General features: G+C 46.4%; 23 protein-coding genes. 18 read left to right on the plus strand and 5 right to left on the minus strand.

Annotation, left to right across the window (positions count from 1 at the left end; genetic code table 11):
* Positions 1-237: 237 nt before the first annotated feature.
* Complete coding sequence (gene glgP, locus QT987_RS17735) at positions 238-2,796, plus strand: alpha-glucan family phosphorylase (RefSeq protein ID WP_333242407.1); 2,559 nt, start codon at positions 238-240, stop codon at positions 2,794-2,796.
* 530 nt (positions 2,797-3,326) lie between these two features.
* On the opposite strand, the gene mnmG is transcribed toward glgP, so the two are convergent.
* Positions 3,327-5,243 (minus strand): tRNA uridine-5-carboxymethylaminomethyl(34) synthesis enzyme MnmG, encoded by a 1,917-nt coding sequence (gene mnmG / locus QT987_RS17740; protein ID WP_333242283.1) that lies wholly within the window; start codon positions 5,241-5,243, stop codon positions 3,327-3,329.
* A gap of 196 nt (positions 5,244-5,439) precedes the next feature.
* Here mnmG and QT987_RS17745 point away from each other — a divergent pair, with 196 nt between their 5' ends.
* The gene (locus QT987_RS17745) at positions 5,440-5,733 is read left to right on the plus strand and encodes a type II toxin-antitoxin system Phd/YefM family antitoxin (RefSeq protein ID WP_333242286.1); all 294 of its coding nucleotides are present in this window, start codon (positions 5,440-5,442) and stop codon (positions 5,731-5,733) included.
* Complete coding sequence (locus QT987_RS17750) at positions 5,730-6,119, plus strand: PIN domain-containing protein (protein WP_333138798.1); 390 nt, start codon at positions 5,730-5,732, stop codon at positions 6,117-6,119. Before QT987_RS17745 ends, QT987_RS17750 begins: the two co-directional genes overlap by 4 nt.
* Before the next feature lie 71 nt (positions 6,120-6,190).
* Here QT987_RS17750 and QT987_RS17755 read toward each other — a convergent pair whose 3' ends face one another.
* Complete coding sequence (locus QT987_RS17755) at positions 6,191-6,544, minus strand: transcriptional regulator (RefSeq protein ID WP_333242289.1); 354 nt, start codon at positions 6,542-6,544, stop codon at positions 6,191-6,193.
* Between the two features lie 216 nt (positions 6,545-6,760).
* Here QT987_RS17755 and QT987_RS17760 point away from each other — a divergent pair, with 216 nt between their 5' ends.
* The 9 genes from QT987_RS17760 (at position 6,761) to QT987_RS17800 (ending at position 19,791) form a co-directional block, all read left to right on the plus strand.
* Entirely contained in the window at positions 6,761-7,090 is a 330-nt protein-coding gene (locus QT987_RS17760; RefSeq protein WP_039887994.1) for a hypothetical protein, read from the plus strand.
* A 198-nt stretch (positions 7,091-7,288) separates the two neighbouring features.
* Complete coding sequence (gene psbB, locus QT987_RS17765; RefSeq protein WP_333242292.1) at positions 7,289-8,818, plus strand: photosystem II chlorophyll-binding protein CP47; 1,530 nt, start codon at positions 7,289-7,291, stop codon at positions 8,816-8,818.
* Positions 8,819-9,237: 419 nt separating this feature from the next.
* Positions 9,238-9,333 (plus strand): photosystem II reaction center protein T, encoded by a 96-nt coding sequence (locus QT987_RS17770; protein WP_006635641.1) that lies wholly within the window; start codon positions 9,238-9,240, stop codon positions 9,331-9,333.
* A 194-nt stretch (positions 9,334-9,527) separates the two neighbouring features.
* The gene (gene nrdR, locus QT987_RS17775) at positions 9,528-10,085 is read left to right on the plus strand and encodes a transcriptional regulator NrdR (protein WP_333242409.1); all 558 of its coding nucleotides are present in this window, start codon (positions 9,528-9,530) and stop codon (positions 10,083-10,085) included.
* A gap of 639 nt (positions 10,086-10,724) precedes the next feature.
* A complete protein-coding gene (locus QT987_RS17780; RefSeq protein ID WP_333242295.1) occupies positions 10,725-11,864 on the plus strand; it encodes a 30S ribosomal protein S1 in 1,140 nt (379 codons plus the stop codon).
* 565 nt (positions 11,865-12,429) lie between these two features.
* Positions 12,430-13,839 carry an adenylate/guanylate cyclase domain-containing protein gene (locus QT987_RS17785; RefSeq protein ID WP_333242298.1) on the plus strand — a complete coding sequence of 470 codons (1,410 nt, stop codon included), beginning with the start codon at positions 12,430-12,432 and terminating at the stop codon, positions 13,837-13,839.
* Positions 13,840-14,074: 235 nt separating this feature from the next.
* Positions 14,075-18,292 (plus strand): chemotaxis protein CheB, encoded by a 4,218-nt coding sequence (locus QT987_RS17790; protein WP_333242301.1) that lies wholly within the window; start codon positions 14,075-14,077, stop codon positions 18,290-18,292.
* A 177-nt stretch (positions 18,293-18,469) separates the two neighbouring features.
* Entirely contained in the window at positions 18,470-18,853 is a 384-nt protein-coding gene (locus tag QT987_RS17795; protein WP_333242304.1) for an endonuclease domain-containing protein, read from the plus strand.
* 197 nt (positions 18,854-19,050) lie between these two features.
* Complete coding sequence (locus tag QT987_RS17800) at positions 19,051-19,791, plus strand: HAD family hydrolase (protein ID WP_333242307.1); 741 nt, start codon at positions 19,051-19,053, stop codon at positions 19,789-19,791.
* A gap of 348 nt (positions 19,792-20,139) precedes the next feature.
* Here the strand turns inward: QT987_RS17800 and QT987_RS17805 are convergent, their stop codons facing one another.
* On the minus strand, positions 20,140-20,628 hold the full coding sequence (locus QT987_RS17805; RefSeq protein WP_333242412.1) for an N-acetyltransferase family protein: 489 nt from the start codon (positions 20,626-20,628) through the stop codon (positions 20,140-20,142).
* Positions 20,629-20,874: 246 nt separating this feature from the next.
* Between QT987_RS17805 and QT987_RS17810 the strand changes: the two genes are divergently transcribed.
* The 3 genes from QT987_RS17810 (at position 20,875) to QT987_RS17820 (ending at position 22,732) form a co-directional block, all read left to right on the plus strand.
* Positions 20,875-22,074: an ISAs1 family transposase gene (locus QT987_RS17810; protein ID WP_333242310.1), complete on the plus strand. Its 1,200-nt coding sequence runs from the start codon at positions 20,875-20,877 to the stop codon at positions 22,072-22,074.
* Between the two features lie 144 nt (positions 22,075-22,218).
* Entirely contained in the window at positions 22,219-22,473 is a 255-nt protein-coding gene (locus QT987_RS17815; protein WP_333242313.1) for a type II toxin-antitoxin system prevent-host-death family antitoxin, read from the plus strand.
* Complete coding sequence (locus QT987_RS17820; RefSeq protein WP_333242316.1) at positions 22,466-22,732, plus strand: Txe/YoeB family addiction module toxin; 267 nt, start codon at positions 22,466-22,468, stop codon at positions 22,730-22,732. The genes QT987_RS17815 and QT987_RS17820 overlap by 8 nt, the downstream gene beginning before the upstream one ends.
* Positions 22,733-23,434: 702 nt before the next feature.
* On the opposite strand, the gene QT987_RS17825 is transcribed toward QT987_RS17820, so the two are convergent.
* Positions 23,435-24,223, minus strand: coding sequence for a hypothetical protein (locus tag QT987_RS17825; RefSeq protein WP_333242319.1), 789 nt, complete (start codon positions 24,221-24,223; stop codon positions 23,435-23,437).
* 558 nt (positions 24,224-24,781) lie between these two features.
* Between QT987_RS17825 and QT987_RS17830 the strand changes: the two genes are divergently transcribed.
* The 3 genes from QT987_RS17830 to QT987_RS17840 are packed head-to-tail and all read left to right on the plus strand — an operon-like array spanning position 24,782 to position 25,513.
* Entirely contained in the window at positions 24,782-25,030 is a 249-nt protein-coding gene (locus tag QT987_RS17830) for a hypothetical protein (RefSeq protein ID WP_333242322.1), read from the plus strand.
* Positions 24,972-25,259 carry a Coq4 family protein gene (locus QT987_RS17835; RefSeq protein WP_333242325.1) on the plus strand — a complete coding sequence of 96 codons (288 nt, stop codon included), beginning with the start codon at positions 24,972-24,974 and terminating at the stop codon, positions 25,257-25,259. The genes QT987_RS17830 and QT987_RS17835 overlap by 59 nt, the downstream gene beginning before the upstream one ends.
* 29 nt (positions 25,260-25,288) lie before the next feature.
* A complete protein-coding gene (locus tag QT987_RS17840) occupies positions 25,289-25,513 on the plus strand; it encodes a helix-turn-helix transcriptional regulator (RefSeq protein WP_333036912.1) in 225 nt (74 codons plus the stop codon).
* A gap of 243 nt (positions 25,514-25,756) precedes the next feature.
* Here the strand turns inward: QT987_RS17840 and QT987_RS17845 are convergent, their stop codons facing one another.
* Complete coding sequence (locus QT987_RS17845; protein WP_333242328.1) at positions 25,757-26,653, minus strand: alpha/beta hydrolase; 897 nt, start codon at positions 26,651-26,653, stop codon at positions 25,757-25,759.
* Between the last annotated feature and the right edge of the window lie 47 nt (positions 26,654-26,700).

The raw sequence follows: 26,700 nt of genomic DNA on the forward strand, positions 1-26,700 counted from the left end.
TCCTTTTTGGACGGGCGGGACGCCCATCCCACAATAACAATTAAAATTGTAAGTTATTTAATTCGCGATCCTTAGCTGAGTTAGGGACACGGCACTGCTGTGTCATTGCAGATAGTCGATACAGATCGGCATCGCGATCGCCCCCCGCAGCTTAAAACTTAAAATAGTGTGCAGAATAACGGACTTGTACCCAAAGACAGAGGAAAATATCGCTACCCCAACATAAATGCTTTGTCTATGCAGCCAATTCGCACATTTAACGTTTCCCCGTCGCTACCGACAATTCTCGAACCCCTACGCAAGCTTGCCTACAACTTGCACTGGGACTGGAACGTCGATACCAAAGACCTCTTCCGCCGCCTTGATCGAGACCTGTGGGACTCCAGCAACCAAAACCCGGTGCTGATGCTCGGAACCATATCTCAAGAGCGACTGCAAGAAATGGCAGAAGACGAAGGCTTCATTGCCCAAATGAACCGAGCAGCCCAGCAGTTAGACGATTATCTCAAAAACCGCGCCTGGTACCGCAAACAGCGCGGCACCGAGCAGCAAGAATGCTACGCTTACTTTTCGATGGAATTCGGCTTAGTTAAAGCCCTACCGATCTATTCGGGCGGTTTGGGTGTGCTCGCAGGCGACCACCTCAAATCAGCTAGCGATTTGGGCTTGCCCTTAGTCGGTGTCGGCCTGCTTTACCAAGAAGGCTATTTTTCGCAGTATCTCAACGCCGACGGCTGGCAGCAAGAACGCTATCCGCTCAACGATTTCTACAATATGCCGCTGCACCCAGAACGCAATCCCGACGGTTCGGAATTGCGGATTGAGGTAGACTATCCCGGCCGCAAGGTGTACGCCCGGATTTGGCGGGTACAAGTGGGAACGGTTCCTTTGTACCTAATGGATACAAATATTGAACCTAATAGTCGCTACGACCAAGATATTACCGACCAACTGTATGGCGGTGATAAAACTCTGCGGATGCACCAAGAAATCATGCTGGGTATTGGCGGCGTGAAAATGCTCAAGGCATTGGGGCTGACAGTTACGGCTTATCACATGAATGAAGGCCACGCGGCTTTCATGGCTTTGGAACGCATTCGGATGCTGATGGAGGAATATCACCTGAGTTTCGTAGAAGCGGAACAGGTGGTGGTTTCGAGCAGTATGTTTACGACTCACACGCCGGTGCCGGCTGGGTTTGACTTGTTCGAGCCGGATATGGTGATGCACTATTTAGGTCAGTATCCCAAGATGTTTGGCTTGTCGCAAGATGAGTTTCTGGGATTGGGCCGGGAGAATACTGGCGATTTGTCCGCACCTCTGAATATGGCAATTTTGGCAATTAAAATGTCGAGTTTTGTCAACGGGGTGGCGGCTTTGCATGGTGTGGTGTCGCGCCCGATGTTTCAGGGTTTGTGGCCGGGTTTGCCGCAGGAAGAAGTACCGATTACTTCGATTACCAACGGGGTACACGCTCGCAGTTGTGTGGCGAAGTCTACTCAGGAGTTATACGATCGATACCTTGGCCCGGACTGGGAAATGACCGGTAAGGACGATCGTCTCTGGGACAGGCTTTCGTCGATTCCTGATGAGGAATTGTGGCGCAATCACGAACGCTGTCGATCGGAGTTGGTGGTGTTCGCACGGGAGTGGCTGCAAAAGACTTTGCGCGAGCGCGGTGCGGCCCAAACGGAAATCGAACACGCGCGGGAGGCTCTCAATCCGAAGGTGCTGACGATCGGGTTTGCACGCCGCTTTGCTACTTACAAGCGGGCGACGCTGTTTTTGCGCGATGTCGATCGAATTATGCGGATCATGCGGGATCAAAATCGCCCGGTGCAGTTTGTGATTGCTGGGAAGGCTCACCCGATGGATATTCCGGGTAAGGAATTGATTCGAGATATCGTTCACTTCATCCGCGAGCACGAGACGATGAGCTCGATGGTGTTTTTACCGAACTACGACATTAACGTTGCTCGGATGATGGTGTCTGGCTGCGATGTGTGGCTGAATACGCCGCGCCGCCCGCGTGAGGCTTCGGGTACTTCCGGGATGAAAGCTTCGATGAATGGTTTGCCGAATCTGAGCATTCTAGACGGATGGTGGGATGAGGCTGATTATGTTCGTACCGGTTGGCCGATCGGACATGGGGAATTTTACGAAGATACTAAGTATCAGGATGATGTCGAGGCGAATGCTTTGTACGACTTGATGGAAAAGGAAGTTGTACCGCTGTTTTACAACCGGGATGCTGATGGCATTCCCCGCGGTTGGACGGAGAAAATGAAGGATTCTATTCGCTTGAACTGTCCTTTCTTCAATACTGCTCGGATGGTGAAGGATTACGCGCGGCGGGCTTATTTCCCGGTGAGCGATCGATTCTTCACGATGACTTCTGATAATTGCGCTCCGGCCAAGGAGTTGTCTCACTGGAAGAAGCACGTTCTCGCGAAGTGGCACGATATTAAGATTGAGGCTGTTGATATTTCGCAGGATAAAGAAGTTAAAGTCAATCAGTCGATATCTGTTAAATCTCGGATTAATCTGAAGGGATTGACTCCTGCAGACGTGCAAGTCGAACTTTATCAAGGTTCGGTTGATGCTAACGGCGATATCATTGGTGGCGTGCCGGTGGTGATGGAGTATTTGGGAGAAGATTCTCACAATGCTAGCCTTTATACGGCTGACATTACTTATACTTCTAGCGGTTTGCAAGGCTTGTCGTTGCGGGTTTTGCCCAAGCACGATAATCTCAGCAGTCCTTATGAAGCTGGTGTGATTCTCTGGGCACATTAAAGGAAGGAGGAAGGAAGAGGGAAGAATGGCACGACACGGATTCGGACACGGATACACGGATGAATTTAACTGTGTTTCCCAATTCTCCCCCTCTCCCCCTCTCCCTCTCGCTGTCTCCCCCTCTCTCTCGCACTCTTTATGAAAGTTGGGGTTCGAGGATTGATCAATATCTACAATATACTGGCAGAGTTTCATCAATTCTAGTTGACATTCTGCCAGTTTTCCGTTTTTGTGGCGTTGCTGAATACAGGTATCAATTCCCGATTTCGGAGTTTTTATAAGCCAAGTCTGGTGTTAATCGGTAGGGTGCGTCGCTCCTTCATATTTGATAAAGATTGCACATTGACGGGTGGCGACGCACCAAACAGCAGGCGATCGCTCTTCTTGTGTGTACCACATATACATGGAATATGCTGTATATCCCTCAATAGGAAAGCTGCAGAACAAAATAGTGGTTTCACAATAGTCACACTTTTTCATCCTGCTATTCCATAAAATTGAAGGCAGCTTTGAAACACCTCTAGTTGAGGTTATTTTCCTACACCAGCCGGCTGCTGACGGTTTCGCACTTCCAGAAAAATCAACAAAGCATTAACATCAGCCGGATTCACCCCGCCAATTCTCGCTGCTTGGCCAATCGTCAGTGGTCTTACCTTAGCCAATTTTTCCCGCGATTCCTTCGAGAGAGTTGTAATTGCCATGTAATCCAAATCCGCAGGCAATTGTCGGCGTTCGTGTTTGGCAATGTCATCAATTTGATTTTGCTGTCTTTGCAGGTAGCCGGAATATTTGATGTCAATTTCTGCACCATCTTTCTCAGCCAACTTCAGACTAGAATTGCCTAAATTGTAGCGTTCCAAATCCACATAATGAAAACCAGGACGACGCAACAAATCAGCCAGAGTAATTGAACCTTTAATCGCTTGTTGAGTGTCAGCAAAAATTGCCTTGCCTACTTCCTCGTGTTCTTTCACCCGCGTCGAGTACAAGCGTTCCTTCTCTGCCACAATATTAGCTTGTTTGCGATCGAACAACTCCCACCGGCGATCGTCAATCAAACCAATTTCCCGTCCCAGCGGCGTCAAGCGTTGATCCGCATTGTCCGATCGCAATAATAGCCGATATTCCGATCGCGAAGTCAACATCCGGTAAGGTTCCCGCAAATCCTTCGTGCACAAATCATCGATCAAAGTGCCGATATAACTTTGCTCGCGAGGAAACACAATCATCTCCTGATTTTTCGCAAACCTCGCGGCATTAATCCCCGCCACAATCCCCTGTGCAGCCGCCTCCTCATATCCAGTTGTACCGTTCACCTGACCCGCGCAAAACAGCCCTTCGATCTTCTTAGTCATCAGCGTTGGAAAGCACTGAGTAGCCGGCAAATAATCATACTCCACAGCATAAGCAGGGCGCATCATCTCGCACTTTTCCAAACCCGGAAGAGTCCGCAGCATTTGCAACTGCAAATTTTCTGGTAAACCAGTAGAAAATCCTTGGATATAAAGTTCAGGAATATCTCTACCTTCGGGTTCAATAAAAATCTGGTGACTTTCCTTATCCGCAAACCGCACAATCTTATCTTCAATACTCGGACAATAGCGCGGCCCCTTAGCATCAACCCAGCCGCCGTAGACTGGAGAAAGGTGCAAATTGTCTCTAATTAACTGATGAGTAGCTGGCGTAGTTCGAGTTAAATAACAAGGCATTTGTTCCCGTTCGATCCAAACTTCTGGATCGAAACTAAACCAGCGAACCTCTGTATCTCCCGGCTGCGGTTCTAGGTTGGTGTAATCGAGAGTACGTTTGTCAACTCTTGCCGGAGTTCCAGTCTTCAATCTGCCAGTTTCAAAGCCCAAACGGTTGAGAGTTTCCGTCAAACCAACGGCGGCAAATTCTCCCGCACGTCCGGCGGGCATCGACTTATTGCCTACCCAAATCGTGCCACCTAAAAAAGTGCCTGTGGTGAGAATTACTGCTTTGCATTCAAAAGCGACGCCGAAGTATGTTTCGACTCCGATAACTTCTTCATTTTTGCCCAAAACTAAGTCTGTTACCATCGCTTCGCGGATGGTTAAATTCTCTTGATTTTCAACAATATTATTCATCACAGCGGCGTATTCCCGCTTGTCTGTTTGTGCTCTCAGCGCCCACACTGCGGGGCCTCTCGATGCGTTGAGGACGCGCTTTTGTAAGTAGGTGCGATCGGCCATTTTGCCAATTTCCCCGCCTAACGCATCAACTTCGTTAGTAAGTTGGGTTTTAGCCGGGCCGCCGACAGCCGGATTGCAAGGTTGCCACGCAATTTTGTCGAGGTTGAGGGTGAGGAGAAGGGTGCGACAGCCGAGGCGAGAAGTGGCGAGGGCGGCTTCGCAGCCGGAGTGTCCGCCACCTACTACGATGATGTCGAAACTGTCTTGGAATTGTACTGGTGTTTGTGCGGTCATTCGATTTTAGATTTTAGATTTTAGATTTTAGATTGAATAATAGACATCTGGCAAAATTAGGTTTTAGTCCGGGTAGGACTAGGGCGTGTTTTCTTTCCCTAGAATTGGCTTAAATTGTAGGTTGGGTTGAGGAACGAAACCCAACATTCCAAAAATCGTCAAATCCTCTCCCCCTCTAATATCATAGATAATCTAGATGCACAACAGCTTAAAATCGATGTACGGTAAGTCCCTATACCCTCACCCCACTAACACCATGACACAGATCGCCCTTTCCGACCTTCCCGAAACCATCCAAGCCCTACTCACCCAAGCCATACAAACCGGCGAACCCCTCACCATCGCCCAAAACGATCGGGCTGTTGCCATTATCTCCCCCATCAAAAAAAGTAAACGAGCAGCCTTCGGATCTGTCAAAGATAGCGGCAAAATTATCGGAGATATCATCGAGCCAACCTCTAACATCGTAACTTGGGATGTCCTGTCATGAAACTCTTACTAGATACCCACATTTGGCTTTGGTATCGTCTTGGGAATCCTCGCCTATCAACCACTTTACAAACGGCGATTGCTAACGAAGAAAACGAACTTTGGTTAAGTCCCATTAGCATTTGGGAAACCCTACTACTCGCCGAAAAAGGAAGATTAACCCTAGAACCCACACCAGAAAAATGGATTCAAAAAAGCCTACAAGAACTCGACACAAAAGAAGCAATCCTCACCAATGAAATTGCGATTCTGAGCCGTCAACTAGATATAATACACCAAGACCCCGCAGATAGATTCATTGCCGCCACCGCCGTTCATTACGAACTAACCCTCGCCACCGTCGATCCCAACCTAACCCAAGCTACTTGCCTAAATACTCTCAGCTAATCCAACATTTTGCACACCGCAAACGACTTTGAAGACTCGATCGCTCTCACTAAAAAAACGGTGTTCCTCAATTAAAACTCTTCCTCTCCATTAGTGTAGCTGCTTTCTTCAAACATCAATGTTAATCCAGTAATTTTTACGGGGGGTCGATCTTTGAATTCTACGACAAATGACAACTCCCCACCCATTGCCGCGATATAACTTTGCAAAGTAGATACCAACAAATCCGCACGGCGTTCTAGCCGCGAGACATTTTCTTGACGCATATTTAATAATTCTGCCATGCGAATCTGAGTAAATTTCCTTGCTTTTCGTAAGTCTTGCAAGGTCATTTCTTCAGCCATTAATTCAACCGATCGCTTTTCGACTATTGCTCGTTGTTCGGGAGGCAAATTCTCCATAATAGTCTTCAGGCTAATTGTCATCTGTTTCTTGCTCGATTAACTTATTCTAATGATCGGTAAATCTACTATCTGCTATCTTAATTTGAGTAAATTATGCCTTACATAGCATATTATAGGCAATAGTCGATCGAATAACCATATTTAATATGCACCCTTCGCGCCTTCGCAGTTCGATAGTTCCGTACAATTGCAGTTTTGCGTTATGTTAGACAAAAAAATCTCAACAAGCGTACACAAGTGAAATACTTCTTCTTATCCGACGGCTGGAAAGTTGGGCGCGTCTGGGGCGTAGGTGGCGAGTGGAGTCACGCCGCCTGGAGGCGGGCGCCAGACATCCAACAGCTCAACCTCTGTCTTTCCGATCGCAACGAAAAAATGTGGCTCTACCGCGTAGAAGACGCCGTACTCATGGTAGAAGTCCAACCCGCAGTCCGTCCCGATCCTGCCGATCCCGCCAAAAATATCGGCAACGTCACCCTCACCAGACTGATCGATGCCGAGCAAGTCCTCGAACGCCTCGGGACGATCGCCGCCCGCTGCGAAATGGGCAACCCGCAACTAATGTAATGCTCAACATATTGCAATCGGTTCTAACACTCGATACACTTCTTTAAATAACTTTCATTTTTATGCCTCCACCTTTGAAGGTAGATGGCAGTCGGCAAAAGGCAGAGTTTAAACCCTGCAGGTAACTGCTGGGGATTCAAAATCTGATTTTTCCGTAAAAATAGACATCATCACTTACACCTTGGAGAACCGCAGTCAATGGGACTACCCTGGTATCGCGTACACACAGTCGTCTTAAATGACCCAGGCCGATTGATTTCTGTACACTTAATGCACACTGCCCTCGTGGCAGGTTGGGCCGGCTCAATGGCCCTTTATGAACTAGCAGTTTTTGATCCCACAGACCCAGTTCTGAACCCAATGTGGCGTCAAGGGATGTTCGTGTTGCCCTTCATGACTCGCTTGGGAGTTACGGGTTCTTGGGGCGGTTGGAGCATCACTGGCGAAGGTAACGTCGATCCGGGCTTCTGGTCCTTTGAAGGCGTCGCCGTCGCTCACATCGTCCTCTCTGGCCTGCTGTTCTTAGCAGCAGTTTGGCACTGGGTATTTTGGGACTTAGAACTTTTCAGAGACCCTCGCACCGGTGAACCAGCCCTTGACTTGCCAAAAATGTTTGGCATTCACCTGTTCCTCTCCGGCTTGCTTTGCTTCGGCTTCGGCGCATTTCACCTTTCGGGACTTTTTGGGCCGGGAATGTGGGTGTCCGACCCCTACGGCCTGACCGGTCACGTCCAGCCAGTGGCGCCTTCTTGGGGCCCTGAAGGCTTCGATCCGTTCAATCCGGGCGGCATCGTGGCTCACCACATTGCAGCGGGCGTAGTCGGCGTAATTGCCGGTTTGTTCCACTTGACAGTGCGGCCGCCGGAACGTCTTTACAAAGCCCTGCGGATGGGGAATATCGAAACTGTACTTTCTAGCAGTATCGCTGCTGTGTTCTTTGCAGCCTTTGTGGTTGCGGGTACGATGTGGTACGGTTCTGCTGCAACTCCGATCGAACTTTTTGGCCCGACTCGCTATCAGTGGGACGGCGGCTATTTCCAACAAGAAATCGATCGCAGAGCTCAAGCTAGCTTGGCCGGTGGCCAAAGCTTCCAAGAAGCTTACGAACAAATTCCTGAAAAATTGGCTTTCTACGACTACGTGGGCAACTCTCCTGCTAAAGGCGGTTTGTTCCGGGCCGGCGCGATGGTCAATGGCGACGGTATTGCTAAATCTTGGCTGGGCCATCCAGTATTTACTGACAGCGAAGGTCGGGTATTGTCGGTTCGCCGCCTCCCCAACTTCTTTGAAACTTTCCCAGTAATTTTGACGGACAAAGATGGGGTCGTTCGCGCTGACATCCCCTTCCGCCGTGCTGAATCAAAATACAGCTTTGAACAAAGCGGAGTTACCGTCAGCTTCTACGGTGGTGAACTTAACGGTCAAACCTTTAATAATCCTCTAGATGTTAAGAAGTTTGCTCGCGCTGCTCAAAAGGGTGAAGTGTTTGAATTCGATCGCGAAACCTTGAACTCGGACGGCGTTTTCCGCACTTCGACTCGCGGTTGGTTCACATTCGGACACGTTTGCTTTGCTTTGCTATTCTTCTTCGGCCATATCTGGCACGGTTCTCGGACTATTTTCCGCGACGTGTTTGCTGGAGTTGAGGCTGACTTGGAAGAACAAGTCGAGTGGGGCCTGTTCCAAAAACTGGGCGACGTAACCACCAGAAGACAAGAACCTCTCTAAATTTTGCCAGCCTCTGGGTAGGGGGGAAACTTCCCCGCTACACAAAAACCCGGTTTCTTCAAGAAACCGGGTTTTTTTAGTTAAGAATAAAACCAGCAATTAACTACCAGCCGGGAAGTCCCGAACGTATATTTAGAGGGGATTAATCTGAGCGCTCGGCCCCGTACCCCGTTGGGAATTACTCCTTGGGATGAAAGGTTTGTTGGGTTTTGGTACCGAAACCGACAATTATTCTTTTAAACCCCAAGATGATCGGGAAATACTCTGATACTATATTAGCAAGTGGGGGTGGAACTACCTCACTATAAAAAGCCTTTGAAAAAAAGGAAAAAGAAGCCTGCGGTCTAACTGTACTCAGTTGACCGTCAGGTTTGTTCACGATAAAATAATACGGCAAGGGAAGATAGGGAAAATTTAACATGGAAAGTGTTGCTTACATTTTGATTCTGGCTTTAGCCATAGGCGTACTATTTTTTGCGATCGCCTTTCGGGAACCTCCCCGGATTGGCAAATAATTAGCTATACGCCTGCGGTAAGTCCAAAATATCCTGAACCGGACTGCGGTTAGCCCGCATCATAGTGATCTAATTTGGTGCGGGACTCTTTCACCGCTGTGTGCTAAGTGATTTTTCTAGTCCAGCCATTCATCAGACCCCAAGGGGTTAGATGAATGGCAATTTGCTGGCAATGCCTGTTAAACTCAGCAATCATGCGCTGTTCCTCCTGCCAACACACAAATAGCCGCGTTCTAGAATCGCGTTCAGCCGAATCAGGTCAAAGCATCCGTCGGCGGCGTGAGTGTTTGAACTGCCAGCACCGCTTCACAACCTACGAACGCATAGAATTTGTGCCGATTACGGTGATCAAGCGGGACGGCAAGCGCGAATCTTTTGACAGGTCAAAATTAGTCAGGGGATTGATTCGGGCCTGCGAAAAAACAGGTTTGTCTTCGGGGCATCTCGAAACTCTGGCTGAAGAAATTGAAGCGCAACTTCAAGGTCGATCGCTCCGAGAAATCGCCAGTTCAGAAATAGGGGAACTGGTGCTGTTGCACCTGCGACCCCTCAGCGAAGTCGCTTATGTCCGTTTTGCCTCGGTATATCGGCAATTTCGAGGCATCCGAGATTTTGTAGATACCCTAAATCACCTTCAGAATCCCCTCAACGAAGCTGAAGATACAGAAACAGGGACAAATTTTGACGCAGATTTGCCGGATTCCGAAGCAGTCGATCGAGAAAGCCCAGCATCCTGCGCTAGTCCCAGCTAAGCTCGCTTAAATTAATTTATAGAAATATTTTGGGAGATTGAAAACCTTGTCGCGAGGAAGGCCGGGAGGAATAGCGACTCAAGGGACTCTCTTTCGAGCGAGTGTTCTTTTTTCTCAGTAATAGTGCTGGGTGTGATATGATCGTCATCGGTCTAAAATAGAGTATAACTAGACAACGTAAAAACTTAACTGGATTAGTTGAGTGCGTAGTCACACCTAACGGTGTTGCAGTTTAGGAAAGCTCGCATTTGAACAAAACCTAACTAAAGCTCGGTGACTAATTAAATACGGTAGGACATACCGAAATTTACGCTTCTGGAGAAACCGACCTCTACTTAGACTGGAGTAATCCTGTCGCCAGCAAGTCGGCTCGTTGAATGAAGAATCTCAGTTTATTTATACCTGAGAGTGTCAAAATAGTCTACTTGACTCGGAATGTTAAGATTCAACGTTTTAACACAGAGTATGGAGTAACAGTAATGGCAAGCGCTGGTGTGCAGTTGCACCCGGCAAAAGTTAGCAAAAACTGACTTTAGTAAAAGATTTGGAAAAAAGTTAATCGCTTTTTCACCAAAATCTCGAATATCTGCCGGCACAAACGAAAAACATGAAGGAGAGAAATCCTAGGAAACTATTCGCATGGTCAATCTCAAAACCACAGTCAAAGACATCGGCTTTACTCACGAAGATTTTGCAGCCCTACTTGATAAATATGACTATCACTTTAGCCCGGGCGATGTAGTAGCGGGTACAGTTTTTAGTATAGAACCGAGGGGCGCTCTGATTGATATCGGTGCTAAAACAGCAGCGTACATTCCCATTCAGGAAATGTCCATCAATCGAGTGGAAAGCCCTGAAGAGGTATTGCAATCAAACGAAACCAGAGAATTTTTCATTCTAACCGATGAAAATGAAGACGGACAGTTAACCCTGTCCATCCGGCGCATCGAGTATATGCGGGCGTGGGAAAGAGTGCGACAACTGCAAGCAGAAGATGCCACAGTACGATCGCAAGTATTTGCCACCAACCGCGGCGGCGCACTCGTGAGAATAGAAGGCTTGCGAGGCTTTATTCCCGGTTCTCACATCAGTACCCGCAAACCGAAGGAAGAATTAGTCGCCGAAGAATTACCATTAAAATTCTTAGAGGTAGACGAAGACCGCAACCGCCTAGTGTTGAGTCATCGTCGCGCCTTAGTTGAGCGCAAGATGAACCGCCTCGAAGTCGGGGAAGTCGTCATCGGTACAGTACGCGGTATCAAGCCTTACGGTGCCTTTATCGACATCGGCGGCGTCAGCGGCTTGCTGCACATCTCGGAAATTTCGCACGATCACATCGATACGCCTCATAGCGTTTTCAATGTTAACGACGAAGTGAAAGTGATGATCATTGACTTGGATGCCGAGAGAGGCCGGATTTCTCTCTCCACCAAGCAGTTGGAACCGGAGCCTGGAGCGATGGTCAAAAATCGCGAATTGGTATACGAAAAAGCTGAGGAAATGGCAGCTAAGTTCCGCGAGAAAATGCTGGCTCAAAAGCAAGCTAAAGCAGGCATAGACATTCCTGTAGACTCGATCGATGCTGATGATGACCTCTCCGACGAACTCGAAGATGTGCCCTCAGCAATGGAAGAGGATCTGCCGGAAGTAGCACCTGAAGTAGCACCCGAAGCAGCACCCGAAGCAGCACCCGAAGCAGCACCCGAAGCAGCACCTGAAGCAGCACCCGAAGCAGTATTAGATGTAGAGGAAGAAATCCCTCCTGCGACGGAAGAATAACATCACAGTTAGTGTTATTAAAAGAGGGAAAATTCCCTCTTTTTTTTTGCCTTAAACGTCCCAATTACCAATCATTAATTACCAATTAATATCAATTCTGAAAAGTACGCGCGCATTTGTAGGGAAACGGAATTGCCCATAGGTGTCAACTTAACGTTAAACCCATAGTCCGGCAAGGGTTGAAACCCCTGGCGGACTGACGGGATGACTAACGAACTTGGCGAGCTAACAGCTTAAGTTGACACCTATGGGCATTGCTGTCTCCCTACTTAGTGGTTGACAATTAGCAATTACCAATTAGCAATTACCAATTACCAACAATTTAATATGTTCCTGCTGGCAGATGCACCGATCGCACTTTAAATTAAAACAAGTGGCAGCGCGATCGATCTTCCTAAATAAACCTAGCCTTTATGCTGCTAATTTGTTAAGATTTACAAACATCAGGGACATCCGCACAAGTGCAAACTCATCAGCATTCTCAGGCAAAAACAAACTAGACAAGCAAATTACACAAAATAATACTTAGAAATTTCTTGCCATGAGGCTCAAAGGCAAGTGAGTCATGAAAATCGAACTATTAAAAGAAAAATTAGAACAGCTCAAAAAACGTCCCAATTCGAGCAAAGGAACGATCGACCAAATCGAAAACTGGTTAACAGGTTCCCACATTTTGCAGAGATTGAGAATTAATCCATACTACGTAGCAGGCGATACAGTCAAGAATGTTAAAAAAATTACTTCCGAATTTCTGCACGGAGTGAAAGCCGGTGCCTTCGACTTGCACTGGGATATTCACTGCCCCCACTGCAACATGATTACAGAAGAATTTAAAGATTTGGCAGACACATCAGAAATGTCTTTTTGCCCGATGTGCGATCGCGAGTTTAAAATTGATTTGCTCGATCGCGTGGAAGTTACCTTTTCCCTGAACAAAGAAATCGAAGATCCGCAACTGCGGCCCGTCTGCGCTCCCCCTCCCGTACTTCAGAGCAAACTGCAACTGGTAACGCCTTTATACTGCACCGAATCGGAGATTGTTACCTTAGAAAACGGTCGATATCGCTACTGCTGTCCCTTGACTTTAGCTAAAGGGATTTTAAAGGTTGAAGGCGAAGAAACAGAAACCATACAAGAAATTCAACTCCAGCAGTTGGCCGGCCCAGATTTTGACAAACAAGAGCTGGCCGTGCGTCCCGGAAAAGTCAAGATAGAATTAACTAATACGGAACACAATTTGTCGGGGCTGATTTTGCATTCCGATGAATTGCCAGATGAATTGACAGTAGAGCAACTGCCCCTGCGGCTGTCAGGAATGCAACTGCTTCATCACCCGGATTATAAGCGTTTGTTCGGCGATCGAGTAATCTCGGAAAGAGAGCGAGTCAAGATTCGGGCAATTACTATTATGTTTACTGATATTACCGGTTCTACCAGAATGTACGAAACACTGGGAGATACCAAAGCTTACAATATTGTGCGCGATCATTTTGAAATTTTCTTTGAGTCGATCGAGAAATTTGGCGGAAAAGTCATTAAAACCATTGGCGATGCCGTCATGGCTTCCTTTATCAGCAACGAACAAGCAATTATGGCTGCCGCTGGTGCTGTAGCCTGTTTGAGAGAGTATAACTCCACTCGCCAACAAGCAGAGTGGATTCAAGTCAGGATTGGCATTCACCGAGGTACGGCTTTGCTGGTAAATCTTAATAATTCGATCGACTATTTTGGCTCGACAGTCAACAAAGCCGCCCGCATTCAAAATCTTTCTAAAAGTGACGAAGTTTCGTTTTCCGAAGAAGTTTATCATGACCCAGCATTTTTAAGTGCATTAAAAGCTGCTGGAGTCTCCGAAATTCAAAAACGAGTAGAAGATTTAAAAGGAATACAAGGCGCACAAGTCGCTTATACTGCTAGAATTAATACGGAATCAGTAATCGCACTTTCTGCTACACTGGCGGGTGAAAAAAGCTAAGTAGGCAAGCAAATAAATACTACTTGGTTATTACCAGCCTCTAGTAGCGATCGCCCCAACAGGATATAGCATTGTTCGATCGCGCTCAGCTCGTGGCTCCCACAGTGTAGCTCATGCTTAAGGGAGTTGCGTTAGGATGGCAAGTTAACCGAGTATCAAAATAGTCTAAATTAATTAGTCGTACAGTTGCCAGATACGTAAGCTCCTAAATAACTGAAGTCCAGGACTTCACATTATGACTTCTCCTCAATTATCTCCAGAAAATACACCCGAATCGATCGCACCAGCCGCCCTCGACAGCGAACAATTAGCCGAAACCGATGCCCCCTTTCCCATTGTTGGGATTGCGGCCTCAGCAGGAGGGTTGGAAGCATTCACGCAGTTACTGAGCCATTTACCGAGCGATACGGGTATGGCGTTTGTGCTGATTCAGCATTTAGCCCCCGATCACAAAAGTCTGCTGAGCGAGATTCTCGCGAGAACGACGCAAATGCCTGTTAATGAGGTAAAAGACGGCATAGCTGTAGAGCCCAATCAAGTCTACGTTATTCCGCCCAACACCAAGATGGTGGTATCTAACGGCGCGCTGAAACTATCGCCTCGCGAGAAGATTTATGGCAAATATATGCCGGGAGATGCGTTTTTTACCTCATTGGCAGTCGATCGCGGGCACAAAGCAATCGCCGTAGTTTTATCCGGGGGAGACGGAGACGGTTCACTGGGGCTCAAGGCAATCAAAGCAGCCGGAGGCATGACTTTTGCTCAATGTCAAGACACAGCAAAAGTCGATAGTATGCCGAATACCGCTGTTGCCACAGGCAATGTCGATTTCGTTCTCCCACCGGAAAAAATTGCCGAGGAACTGGCAAACTATAGTCACAATCCCCTTCTCACTGGCCCGCTTCCCCTGACAAAAGTTGAAGAATCGCCCGAACAGGAAAATGCCCTGGCAAGTATTTTTGCGCTGCTGAAATCGACCACAGGCGTAGATTTTAGCCACTACAAACCCACCACGATCGCTCGACGCATTCAGCGACGGATGGTACTGTACAAGCTGGAAACCTTGAATGATTACGCCCAACATCTTCGACACCATTCGGCTGAAGTCACAGCCCTATATGAAGAAATCCTGATCCACGTTACCAGTTTCTTCCGCGATCCCGAAGCCTTTGAAAAGTTAACAGAACTGGTTTTCCCCAGGATTACCCAAAATAAATCGGCCGAAACTCCGATTCGGATTTGGGTGGCGGGATGTTCGACAGGTGAAGAAGTTTATTCGATCGCGATTTGCTTGTTAGAGTTTTTGGGGGATCGAGTCATCCAGCCATCGATCCAGATTTTTGCCACAGACATTAGCGAACAGGCAATTGGCAAAGCGAGGTCTGGCGTCTACTCAGAAAACCAGATGGTAGATGTTTCACCAGAACGACGTAGTGCCTACTTTATTGCCCAAGAAGAAGGTAGCTATAGAATCAGCAAGGCAGTCCGCGAACTGTGTGTATTTGCCCGACAGGACTTAGGTAGCGACCCGCCTTTTTCCAATCTCGATTTAGTTAGCTGTCGCAATGTCCTGATCTACTTGGGAGAGTCATTGCAAAAAAAAGTGATGCCCATTTTTCATTACAGTCTTAACCCAAATGGCTTTCTGTTGTTAGGCACTTCTGAGAGTACCGGAAAATTCTCATACTTGTTTACTTCAGTGGAAAAAAAATATAAAATTTATGCCAAAAACTTGACGGCGACTCGTCCGACTTTTTCGTTTACGCCTAGTTCCTATCCCGTAGCTAAAGCACGTGAACAGCAGGGAGTGAAGGAAAATTTGACAAATAGCTTTGATTTACAGCGAGAAACAGACCAACTGATTTTGAATCGCTATGCCCTAGCAGGTGTGGTTGTCAACGAGCTCATGAACATCCTGCAAGTACGGGGAGACATCAATCCTTACTTGAGACTGGCCTTCGGAACGGCCGACTTAAACTTGCTGACAATGGCAAGGGAAGGCTTGCTAGTTGAGCTTCGCACCGCCATTTATCAGGCACAAACGGAGAACGTGACCGTTAGGAAAGAAGGGGTATCGGTTGTTGAATCGGCCCGACGATCGACTATCGTCAATTTTGAGGTGATTCCGTTCCAGCCACAGGCGGTCGAAGGACGCTACTTTTTGGTGGTATTTGAAGAGGCTTCACCCCCGGTGCTTAACTTCAGCACTCTCCCTTCTGAAAGCTTCGATCAAGCTGATTTAGTGCGCGAAATTGAGCTGCTGAGGCAGGCACTTGCAACCGCTTACCAAGACAAAACTGCGGTGCAAGCGCAACTGCAAGCGGTGATCCAGGAACACGAAACTCTCAACCAAGACATCAAAATTGCCAACGAAGAAATCCTATCGAGCAATGAGGAGTTGCAAAGCACCAACGAGGAGTTAGAAACTGCCAAAGAAGAGATTCAAGCCACTAACGAGGAACTCACTACCACTAACGAGGAACTTCGCAGCCGAAATATTGAACAAAGCCGGGTCAATAACGATCTGATAAATTTGCTTTCCAGTATCAATATCCCTATTTTAATGCTGACAAACGATTTACAGATTCGACGCTTTACGCCAACGGCACAGCAAATTTTTAGTGTGATTCCCACAGATGTTGGACGACCTTTTAGCGACATCCGCTCAACTCTGAACGTTCCTGACTTGGAACAGATGATTTTGGAGGTGATTGATACTCTCCAGACGAAAGAACAAGAAATTCAAACTTTATCGGGATATTGGTACAACCTCCGCATTCGTCCTTACCGAACAACGGAAAACCAGATTGACGGTGTGGTGATGGTTTTGCTCGATATTGATGCTCTTAAACGCAGTGCCAGAACCTTGGAGGAGGCGCGAAATTATGCTGAAACCATTGTGGAAACGGTGCAAACGCCTTTAGTTGTCTTAGATGCTGATTTCCGAGTGAATAAAGCAAATCGATCGTTTTATGAATTGTTTCAGGTTTCACCGTCAGAAACAGCAAAATATTCGCTGTTTGAGCTAGGCAACGGGCAGTGGAATATTCCCCAATTGCGATGGATTTTGGAAGATATTCTGGTGAGTGATGTTAAGCTTGAAAACTTTGAGTTGGAGCACCTGTTTGAGCAGATCGGGCAGAAAATCCTGCTGCTGAATGCTTGTAAACTTGAACGAGAAGACCAAGCTTTAATGATTCTGTTGTCGATCGAGGATATCACGCAGCGCAAGCAGTTTGAGACAGTACGATCGCAGTTATTACTGCATGAACAGTTGGCCCGCCACCAGGCAGAAACAGCCAACCGTAGTAAAGATGAATTTCTGGCGAATCTCTCCCACGAATTACGCAATCCCCTGACTCCGATCCTGGGCTGGGCACAAATTCTGCGTTCCGGGAAACTGAAGGAACCAGCCGTTACTAAGGCTTTAGAGGTGATCGATCGCAGCGCGAGGGCGCAATCTCAGTTAATCGAAGATATTCTGGATATTTCCCGGATTACCAGTGGCAAGCTTCAACTGTGCATTTGTCCGATCGATCTGCGGTTAGTGGTGCAAGCCGCGCTGGAGGGGGTTCAATTATCAGCCGAAGCAAAAAACATTCAAATTGTTTCGGAGTTGATTTCTACAACTGTTTTAGGGGATATCAATCGCTTGCAGCAAGTTGTGTGGAATCTTCTGTCTAATTCGATTAAGTTTACTCCGGCGGGAGGACGAGTGGAAATCCTGCTATCGGCGATCGAGAATCATGCTCAACTTCGAGTCAGGGATACCGGAAAAGGCATTGAGGCACAATTTTTGCCGTATATTTTCGATCGTTTCCATCAAGGCGATTCCACCAGCACTAAGACTAATCAAGGGCTGGGATTGGGTTTGTCGATCGTGCGTCACCTGGTTGAATTGCACGGGGGAACGGTGCAAGCCGAAAGTCCGGGTGAGGAACAAGGAACTACAATGACTGTGAGATTGCCGTTGCGATCCCTACCGCCAGAGTTGACATCGGCGATCGATTTAAAGTCAACTGATTTGGTAGAGCCTTTAAACGCCTCTAGCGATCGCGTCCCCTCTCTCAAAGGTTTGCACATCTTAGCCGTAGACGATCTGATCGATACCCGCGACTTCTTACAATTTGTGCTTGAAGGCTACGGGGCGGAGGTTTTGGCTGTTGAATCTGCCAGAAGTGCGATCGCTGCTTTGACTGAAAATCCGGGCAGATATGACGTGCTCATCTCCGATATCGGAATGCCAGAGGAAGATGGGTATTTCTTAATTCGAGAAGTGCGAGCTCTGGCTGCGGAAGCCGGAGGAGAAATCCCAGCCGCGGCGCTGACTGCCTATGCGGGCGATAAAGAACGCGAAAGGGCGATCGAAGCTGGTTTTCAAAGACATATGGTTAAGCCCATCCAGCCGGTTGTACTAGGATTAATGGTGGCTAATTTAGTAGGAAGATTTTAAATATTTTGGAGTTGTGATTTATGATGTTTGAGATTAGATTAGGCAGTTAAACTCTTGTCCCCCGGAGATCCCCCTAAATCCCCCTTAAGAAGGGGAGTAGGGGTTGACTTTGAGAAGAGTCTTGTCCCCCCCTTCTTAAGGGGGGCTAGGGGGGATCTCCGGATCGAGATTAGGAGGATGATGATCAAATTAAACGACTCGAATTTCCACCTACCTTACAACCCAAAACTCATCCCTATCGCCAAGGAACTTCGGAAAAATCCAACTCCAGCCGAAAAGAAACTTTGGGAAGATTTTCTGAGAAATTTCCCTTTTAGAGTTTTGAGACAGCGACCCATCGACAATTTTATTGTAGATTTTTATTGTGCTGCTTTAAGATTGGTAATTGAGGTTGATGGCGAGAGTCATTTTACTGAACAGGGGAAACAATATGATGCGGAAAGAACAGGGATTTTCGAGGGGTATGGACTGCAAGTTGTCAGGTTTACGAATGTTGATGTGTTGCAGTGTTTTGAGGGAGTTTGTCAGGAGTTGTTGAGTGCGTGCGATCGTCATTCTTAGGGCCAGATATCCCCTAACCCTCCTTAATAAGGGGAGGACAAGAGTACGATATATCTCGTAATAGTTAAGGCCAGATCCCCCCTAGCCCCCCTTAATAAGGGGGGGACAAGAGAGTTATGTTGCGCTAAAAACAATTGCTAAAAATAGCGCAATATGGGAAGATAGAAAAAAATATAAAAATTACGGAGTTCAGATTCTTGGTAACTATTAAATGTCGGGGCATTACCTTCTCGAATATCCAAGCCGTAATCTTTGACAAAGACGGCACTCTAGAGGATTCTCAAGAATTTTTGAGATTGTTGGGAATTAAGCGATCGCGCCTCGCAGACGCTCAAATTCCGGGCGTTGGAGAGCCTTTACAAATGGCTTTCGGCATCGAAGCTGGCAGCATCGACCCCACGGGTTTGCTAGCCGTCGGTAGTCGCAGGGAAAATGAGATTGTGGCGGCGGGATACATCGCCGAAACCGGCCGGGGATGGCTGGAATCTTTAACTATTGCGCGCCGCGCTTTTGACGAAGCTGACGAAATGTTTAAAAAGAGTGCTGTTTCTCCTTTATTTGTCGGCAGTTTGGAAGTGCTGAAATATCTTTCGGAAGCGGGTTTAAAATTGGGAATTCTTTCGGCTGCTACAACAGAATCGGTGCAGAAATTTGTGAAACACCACGGCTTAGCCGAGTGGATTCAGTTAGAAATGGGAGTTGATTCAACGCTTCATAAACCCGATCCGAAATTGTTTTTGCAAGCTTGTGAGAAACTCGGAGTAAATCCCGCAGCAACTTTGATGGTGGGAGATTCAGCGGGCGATATTCAGATGGGTAAAAATGCGGGCGCGGCTGGCTGTATCGGGATTTGTTGGGGAAAGGCTGAGGTTAGTCATTTGGAAAATGCTGATGTGGCGATCGCATCTTTGGATGAAATTAAAATTTTAACAGATTGAGGTAGGGAAACGGCAATGCCGTTTCCTCCAAATTAGGACACGGCATTGCCGTTTCCCTACAAATCAAGACACGGTGTTGCCGTTTCTTCCAAATTAGGACACTCCAAGAGCCCATTGGTGACAACTTAACGTACAACCGATAGTCCGGCAGGGGTTGAAACCCCTGCCTCAAAGCTAAAGTCCTCTTAAGAGGACTGAGAAGAAAAATTTAAGATTCATTAGTCCTCTTAAGAGGACTTTCGCTATTAGACAGGGAATTCATTCCCTGGCGGACTGAGGGGCGGACGGAAGGATTGGGCGGACTGACAGTTTAAGTTGACACCAATTGGCATTGCCGTTTCCCTACAGCTAACAACGCAAACCCAGAATTACGACATCTCTTTCAACGCCGTCAAGTTCCGCAACTTGTGGCAGATATCCCCAGCGCTGAAAGCCAAATTTCTCAAACAATCTTACACTCGGCTGATTGTGAGCAAAAATTATTCCTATGAGAGTTTTAAGCTTCAATTCTGGACTCCGCACAATTGCCGATTGCAATAAATTTTGTCCGATTCCGCAGCGTTGGCGATCGGGTGCGACGTAGATGCTAACTTCTGCTGTATGCTGATAGGCAGCGCGTCCGTAGAAAATCTGCAAACTCAGCCAACCAACAATATTTTGTTCTGATTCCATTACCCAAATCGGCCAGGAATTGGGGGAGTGTTCTCTGTACCACGGGAGGCGGCTTTCGACTGAGACTGGTTTTAAATCTGCGGTGGCCATTCTGCCCGGTATTGCTGCGTTATATATTTGGACAATTGCTGGCAAATCGCTTTCTTCTGCGTCGCGGATTTTCATCGTTGGGTTAACTGTTGACTGTTGACGGTTAACTGATACCAATTTAAGGTGAAGTTGCACATATCTCGATCCCCCTAAATCCCCCTTAAGAAGGGGAGTAGGGGTTGACTTTGAGAAGAATCTTGTCCCCCCCTTATTAAGGGGGGCTAGGCAGGGTGGATTAATTGTCCCCAAGTAAATTATAATAGTCGAGCGCGAGCGGATCGAGTCCGCTCGCGCTCGACTATCCTACAGAGTGCATCAACAATGAATTTAATTGAAGCAATTAAATCAGTACCTGACCACCGACATCCGAGGGGGATTAGGCATCCCTTATGGCTGATACTCATGATAATTTTATTGGGCAGTTGTACGGGATATTGGGGATATAAGCCCTTAGCTGAATTTACGAAAAATCATCGCTCAACTCTGATAAAACTCTTTCACCTCCCACCAGATATTCGTTTTCCATGCGACTCTACTTTTAGAAACATCATTCTCTCATTAGATTTTGAGGTAATTGCCGTCCTTTTTAATATATGGGCAGGGGAAACATTATCGATAGCACCAGGAGAATTGATGGCAATTGATGGAAAAAGTATTAAAAGCACAAGTGTTGGCGGTAATAGTTCTTACCAAAATTTTGTGAGTCTAGTTTCTGCATACAGTCACGATCGCGGCTGGGTAGTCCGACATAAAGTAATGGAAAATCAGGAGCGAAGTGAAATCGAAGTTGTCGAAGAACTCGTGCAAGAACTTGCGGGTTCTCAAGTAGTAATTACTGCCGATGCACTGCACACTAAAAAAAAAACTATTCAGTTAATTATTGATGGAGGTAATGACTACATAATTACCATCAAAAAAAATCAATCTAGTTTGTTTAAAGTGGCTCAAAAATTAGTCGCATCTGTGGGCGCGATCGATTCAGCTCAAACCTCAGAACGCTTGCATGGCCGCACCACAACTCGCTCTACGACAATTTATCCCGTATCTACTCAGTTATTACCAGCGTGGGCGGGTGTCAAACATATAATTGCTATCAAAAGAACTGGCAGTAGGTGGGAAGGCAAAAAAAGTCGTCGTCGGTTAGTTGATTTCCATGAAACGCATTATTATTTAAGTAGTAAGGATTGGTCGGCAAGCCAATTTGCGTCGGCAATTCGAGGACATTGGTTAATAGAGAATCGGCTGCATTGGGTTAAAGATGTGACGTTAAATGAGGATAACTGCATCCATCGAGGTGGCAATGCACCTGCGAACTGGGCAATGGTCAGACAATTTTTACTATCTCTAGCTCGGATGCTCGGTACAAATACACTTCCTGAAGCTTTGAGATTTATGGCCAATCAACTTGAATATGTTAGCGAATTACTTTTCGGTTTATCTCATCAAGACAAACCAATTAAATCTGGCGCGTGCTCGTCAGCAAATAGCCTAGCCCCACTGGTTTACTCTTTTGACAATTAATCCACCCTGCTACTCCCCTTACTAAGGGGGATTTAGGGGGATCGAGATATGTGCAACTTCACATTAAATTGATATGAGATCGGGATTGCCGAATATATTGCGGATTGGTACACTTGTACAGTAAGTAGTACAAATGTCAAGTAGATGAATATTGTTTCTTTTAGCGAAGCGAGAAATAACCTCAAGGCTGTTTTAGACAGAGTAGTGGAAGATAGGGACTATACCATCATCACTAGGCGGGATGCGGAGGATGCCGTGGTGATGTCGCTAGAGTTCTTTAATAGTTTGCTGGAAACAGTTCATTTACTCAAATCTCCCGCCAATGCTGCCCATTTGGAGCGTTCTATTGCTCAGTTTAAGCAGGGGAAAGTGGTAGAGCGAAATTTGTTGGATGACTAGAAAGTTAGCATGGACGGATGAGGCTTGGGGCGATTATTTATATTGGCAAGGGCAAGACAAGAAAACGTTAAAACGAATTAACAAGCTAATTGAGGCAACCATCCGATTGCCGTTTGAGGGGATCGGAAAGCCAGAACCACTGAGGGAGAACTTGGCTGGTTTTTGGTCGCGGCGAATTGATGATACGAATCGATTAGTTTATGCTGTGGATGACGAGTATCTAACGATTATCTCTTGTCGATACCACTATTCTGATTGACCAAGAATGTCTTGATGGTACCCGCCACGTGATTTATCCGTGGAATCAATCCAAAATCTAAAATCTAAAATCCTCAAGAAAGAGCATTTATCTCGCGCAAGTCAATTCTTTAATCTAAAATCTAAAATCTAAAATCGATTGACATCCTCCTTAGCAGGCTGTAGCTAGGGTGCGGCGTTTTTGTTTAATAGGAAAGTCGGCGATTATTTGAGCAGTTTAATTGTAATTTAATGACGATAGCGAGTTGCTATTTAACGGGCGATCGTAACTTTTGTCACGCTATGTAAGTTTTGCAGGATAAACAGGGATGAGAGGGTACTCCTTTGCATGGCAATTGTTATGCAGTGATTGATTGTTTAGTAGTGCAGCCACAAAATAACGCGGACTTTTTATTTAAATTGCATATTCGTCGAGGCGGGCGGGACGCCCAACCCCTACTCCCCACAAGAGTTTTATTGTTTTTTGACATACAATTTAAATCCACAACAGCTTATCCCAACAGAATAGTTTTCAAAATACTCCTTGTAAACTGGATTCATGTTTTTTGGTAAGCTGCGTGGCTCTGACAGCGGAACTGGGAGCATCTCATATTTGTAAAAATACTTCTTCTGGCTCCTTCCTTCTTCCTTTTTCCTCCTGGCTCCCAACTCCAATTTCTAGCGGAGGGCTGCTTTCATTGAGATGCTCCCTATTTACGAACAGTTATTCTGGCATAGAAACTGGCTGAACGTATTGAGAATTAGCGCGCACATAACAGCCTTGTCTTGTCAGCATCCAGGGTTGACCGTTCGCCATCGTAATCGCATTTACTCCCCTGAGTTCAGCAGCAATTGTATCTCTATCCGCGCGGTAAAGTTGTTGAATTGCTCCGTTTGGGGTCTTGCGGCAGTTGAGTTGTCCATCTCGCGACGTGACTCGCCAAGCAGGCCAAGTTGCCGAGCCAGCAGTTTCAGTCAACCAAGTATTAGAATTGCTAGAAGTATAGTTGCCACTTGCATTAGGACGCGGTAAAGATTCGACTAAATTTACTTTAAATGTCTGGCCAATAGAAGGACAATTTTCTCCTGCTTTCACCTTCCAAGTAACTTCGGCTCCCAATTGGCTGCTCCTTCCAACTTGACGCCTAACAATGGTAATATCCCCAGAACAAACCATTTTTCGGCCAGGGCCCGTCGCACTGTCTTTGAAAGTCCCATTGTAATAGTAAGAGCCCGCTGCTCCTTCGGAACGGGTAATTTGAATATTGCCCAAAAATTCCCGATTGCCTACTTTGGTCAAGTAAAAACCTCTGCGATTGTTCCCTTTTTCTGACAGGTTTAAAGTAGTTTTACCGTTGGGATTAACATAAGTGGTAGCGCTAGCAGCCGCGCACCAAATTAATGACACAACTCCTGTGGATAACAAAATGGAAAGTTTTTTCACAGCAACACCTTGTATGATATGAATCTCTACTTTATTTGTAGCTGTTGGTGAAGATATTTGACCAGTCACTCAAATGAGTGACACTCATTTGAGTAACATTCTAACGACATACGGGCCATCCCCCATGATTACCACTACAAATTCGGCAACTACGGGGGATTGGCACTACTGCGTAATTCCGAAATATCAACTCTGCATAACTTCACCTTGTTTCACCTTGTTTCACCTTGTTTCAACTCTCTTCACTTGTATGCACCTGCATCACCATGCCTGCAAGCTTCCACTTCTGACTCATTGCAAGTTCCAATAATTAGCAGCAGAATAAATTTAGATACGTAAGTAAGGGAGTTCCAATCACCGCTAAATACTGTAGATTTTACGGGTACTTCCCGGTGAGTCAAGTTGGGATTCCAAACACTAGGGCGATGTTTACAGATAGCAGATTTCACATCTAAGAAGGTTTGTAAAGAAATGTAAAAGCTCCTGATCGCCGATTGGTTTGACAGAAAGTAAGCTTTTTAAGCTGAGTCGGGAAAAAAAATCGTCTTGATTCAGCGCAAAAATGAACTTGACAAACACAAATTAATTGGCTCGAAACTTAAATCATTGTTGAAGGGAGAATGAATTATGGCTGACGGTCAATTAGGAGTTATATTAAAGATGGCTCAAACAATTAATCCTCAAATTGAGAGCGATCGACATTTTGAAATAGACTTGGCAAAATTGCGCCAACTGCCAGCAGGAACATTAGGGTGCGAAGTGGCGCGATTTCTAGACGAACAAGGCTTTGAGCCGATCGCATCGGGAGACTGGATTGGTGCGAAACCACGACGTGTGGCACGTTCTGACTGGTCTTTCAGCTTCAACAGAAGATGAATTGGTACTTCAAGCGTTTACTCGCGCTCAAGTATTTCGTCCTTCTTGTGCGATTTTAGTGTTAGTTGGACCCATCGGCGGGTTAAGTTGCGCGATCGGACAAACTATCAAAGGCTTAAAACACGGAAAATTAGCCACTCAGTTAATTAATTGGGACGTTGCATCTGATTGGGAAAATCCTTTATCTGAAGTTCGAGAAAAACTCGAAATTCTACCCTTAATTGATTAGATTTTAACTCGTTACCTGATTGCAAAAATATGCAAAGCAAAAGTTACAAACCGGAAATTAGCCTGAGCCCACGCGAAAGAGCGATCGCGCAATTAGTAGCCCAAGGCCTGCCCAACAAATGTATTGCCAAAAATTTAAATATCAGTCACTGGACGGTTGCTACTTACGTGAGGCGGATTTTTATCAAACTCGGTGTTTGTTCCAGAACTGCGATGATTGCACTGCTGATCCAAGAAAATTTGCTCTGGGACTGATCGATAAGTCAATACGCTTCAGTTAAGCCCGATCCCCCCTAGCCAAGGGCGGACACTCTTGGCACCGCCCCTAGGTCGGGGGGGACAAGAACTTACTCAAAGTCTCCCTTCTTAAGGGGGATTTAGGGGGCTCTGCGAGGAATAAACAGTTTTAACCCAAGCGTATTGATCAATAAGTAGGGTGCGTCAGATATTAAGAACGGGCCGGAGAGCCCGTTCTTATTTGCAAGCGTTAATTTTTTTCTATGCCAAAGCCACAGAAGAAGAAGAATGTCTCAGAAAACTCAGCAATTCTCGATTCACCGTTTGCGGCGCTTCCTGCTGAATCCAGTGACCGCAGTGAGGAACTAATTTCAACTTAAACGGAGCCGTAATTAATCTGTCTAAACCTTCTACAAGTTTGTGGCTCAAAAACGCATCTTCTTCTCCCCAAAGCACCAAAGTAGGCACTGTCACAGGTTCTAATTTCTGCCCCAAATTCCAAAGCCTCTGCGGGTGAAACATCTGCCGGTAATAATTGATAGCGGCGGCTAATACTCCCGGCTTTTCTAAAGCAGTCTGATAAATCTTAGTTTCCTCAGCGCTAAAAGATCCTTTGCGAACAGCTTGTCCTTGGAAAACATTGTGAACAAAATCTTTCAAGTTTTGCCGGATCAACAATTCCGGAATGCCGGGAACCTGAAATGCCAAAACGTACCAACTGCGGCGGATTTGATCTAAATTGCTCGCCATTTCCTGCATGAATCGCTGCGGGTGCGGAGCGTTTAAAATTGCCAAGCGGTTGAGTTGTTCAGGGAATTTTTGAGCTAAGTGCCACGCGATCGCCCCTCCCCAATCATGACCTACAACGTGAGCTTTTGTATAACCGAGGCTCGAAATCAAACCGCGAATATCCGCGCTCAGCGTATCTAAATCATAGCCGCTTTCCGGCTTGTCGGAATCGTTGTAGCCCCGCAAATCCGGCACTACCACCTTGAAATGACGCGCTAAGGCAGGGATTTGATGACGCCAAGAGTACCAAAACTCTGGAAACCCATGCAGGAGGAGAACGAGCTCGCCTTCTCCTTGAGAAACACAGTGCAGGCGGATGTTGTTGGTTTCGACAAAGATGTGTTGCTGTTGGGAATCTAAAGAATTCATAGTTGGAAAGTTAGACTTATTTTCGGGAAGTACAGAACCCGCCGACT

This window comes from Microcoleus sp. SVA1B4, from assembly GCF_036700545.1.
Classification (GTDB): domain Bacteria; phylum Cyanobacteriota; class Cyanobacteriia; order Cyanobacteriales; family Microcoleaceae; genus Microcoleus.

Bases quoted from the DNA above. Each gene is read 5' to 3' on its own strand.
- psbB (WP_333242292.1), top strand. From the start codon at position 7,289: ATGGGACTACCCTGGTATCGCGTACACACAGTCGTCTTAAATGACCCA.
- glgP (WP_333242407.1), top strand. From the start codon at position 238: ATGCAGCCAATTCGCACATTTAACGTTTCCCCGTCGCTACCGACAATT.
- QT987_RS17815 (WP_333242313.1), top strand. From the start codon at position 22,219: ATGAATATTGTTTCTTTTAGCGAAGCGAGAAATAACCTCAAGGCTGTT.
- QT987_RS17830 (WP_333242322.1), top strand. From the start codon at position 24,782: ATGGCTGACGGTCAATTAGGAGTTATATTAAAGATGGCTCAAACAATT.
- QT987_RS17840 (WP_333036912.1), top strand. From the start codon at position 25,289: ATGCAAAGCAAAAGTTACAAACCGGAAATTAGCCTGAGCCCACGCGAA.
- QT987_RS17795 (WP_333242304.1), top strand. From the start codon at position 18,470: ATGATGATCAAATTAAACGACTCGAATTTCCACCTACCTTACAACCCA.
- QT987_RS17845 (WP_333242328.1), bottom strand. From the start codon at position 26,653: ATGAATTCTTTAGATTCCCAACAGCAACACATCTTTGTCGAAACCAAC.
- QT987_RS17805 (WP_333242412.1), bottom strand. From the start codon at position 20,628: ATGAAAATCCGCGACGCAGAAGAAAGCGATTTGCCAGCAATTGTCCAA.
- QT987_RS17755 (WP_333242289.1), bottom strand. From the start codon at position 6,544: ATGACAATTAGCCTGAAGACTATTATGGAGAATTTGCCTCCCGAACAA.
- QT987_RS17780 (WP_333242295.1), top strand. From the start codon at position 10,725: ATGGTCAATCTCAAAACCACAGTCAAAGACATCGGCTTTACTCACGAA.
- QT987_RS17745 (WP_333242286.1), top strand. From the start codon at position 5,440: ATGCACAACAGCTTAAAATCGATGTACGGTAAGTCCCTATACCCTCAC.
- QT987_RS17750 (WP_333138798.1), top strand. From the start codon at position 5,730: ATGAAACTCTTACTAGATACCCACATTTGGCTTTGGTATCGTCTTGGG.
- QT987_RS17770 (WP_006635641.1), top strand. From the start codon at position 9,238: ATGGAAAGTGTTGCTTACATTTTGATTCTGGCTTTAGCCATAGGCGTA.
- QT987_RS17790 (WP_333242301.1), top strand. From the start codon at position 14,075: ATGACTTCTCCTCAATTATCTCCAGAAAATACACCCGAATCGATCGCA.
- QT987_RS17785 (WP_333242298.1), top strand. From the start codon at position 12,430: ATGAAAATCGAACTATTAAAAGAAAAATTAGAACAGCTCAAAAAACGT.
- mnmG (WP_333242283.1), bottom strand. From the start codon at position 5,243: ATGACCGCACAAACACCAGTACAATTCCAAGACAGTTTCGACATCATC.
- QT987_RS17810 (WP_333242310.1), top strand. From the start codon at position 20,875: ATGAATTTAATTGAAGCAATTAAATCAGTACCTGACCACCGACATCCG.
- nrdR (WP_333242409.1), top strand. From the start codon at position 9,528: ATGCGCTGTTCCTCCTGCCAACACACAAATAGCCGCGTTCTAGAATCG.
- QT987_RS17820 (WP_333242316.1), top strand. From the start codon at position 22,466: ATGACTAGAAAGTTAGCATGGACGGATGAGGCTTGGGGCGATTATTTA.